Annotated in this window: 1 protein-coding gene; it reads right to left on the minus strand. The window is 71.7% G+C overall.

Annotated elements, in window-relative coordinates; all coding sequences use genetic code 11:
- Positions 1-1049: hypothetical protein (locus ABWQ00_RS15490; protein ID WP_502908164.1), on the minus strand; the 1049-nt coding region annotated here is incomplete at both ends.

Genomic DNA, 1049 nt, shown 5'->3' on the forward strand with positions numbered 1-1049 from the left:
GCCTGCCGCGGTGTTGGCCAGGCTGACCGTGGGGGCCACCGTGTCCAGCGTGAAGCCTTCCACGGCAAAGGGGCTGCCGCCGTTGATGCTGGCGGTGATGGCCTTGCTGCCGTTGCCGGCGTTGTTCAACTGCTGGGCGCTGAGCGTTACCAGCGCAAAACCGGCGTCCAGGCTGGGCTGGTCCACGGTGCGGGTGGCGGTCTGGTCTGGCGCGCCGCCGCTGCCCGGCAGGGTGAGGGTGATGGTCTGGCCCAGCTGCGCCCCGGCGGGCAGGGCCACGGCCACGTTCACGCTGCCTGCCGCCTCCGCTGCATTGACGTAGCCATCGGCAAGCTTGCCGCTGGCGTTGGCCACGATGGCCCGCAGTTCGTTGATGCTGTCGACCAGGCTGGCGTCGCTGCCGCTGCTGGTGGCGTCGATCTTGCTGCGGATGGACTGCAGGTTGTCGCCGTTCACGCCGGCCAGCCCCAGGGCCTGCAGGTTGGCCTCGGTGAGGGGGCCGCCATTGACGGCATTCACCACGGCGGCCGCGCCGGTGGCCAGGGCGGGCAGGTCCAGCGGGGTGTTGCCGCTGGCGGCCAGCAGCGCGCTGTTGAACAGGGCCAGCTTGGCCGGGTTGTCCACCGCGCTCAGGCCCAGGCCGGCCGGGCTGGCACTGCTGACCTGGGTGCTGCTCAGCGGCTGGGTGATGGCGTCCAGCAGGCCGGCGGTGTTGAGTGCGTTCAGTTGCGCGGCCGTGAGGGCCTGCACCTGTGCCAGCGTGAGGTTGGCCACCTCTGTGCCGAGTTTGGCCACCAAGCCGTCGGGCACCAGGGCCAGCGCGGGCGCACTAAGCGCCCTGAGCTGGGCACCCGTCAGCTCCGCAAAGTCGCCGGCGGCAGCCAGTGCCGCGGCCTGCGTGGCGTCAATGCCGCCGAGCTGCGCGTCAGACAGCGCTGCCAGTTGCGCCGGCGTCAGGCCGGTGATGTCGGTGCCCAGCAAGGTGATCTGCGCAGGCGAGAGGTTGGCAAAGCCGCCGGCGGTGGCGATGGCCGCCGCCTGGGCGTCGC

The organism is Limnohabitans sp. (assembly GCF_040400975.1).
In the GTDB taxonomy this organism is placed as follows: domain Bacteria; phylum Pseudomonadota; class Gammaproteobacteria; order Burkholderiales; family Burkholderiaceae_C; genus Limnohabitans_A.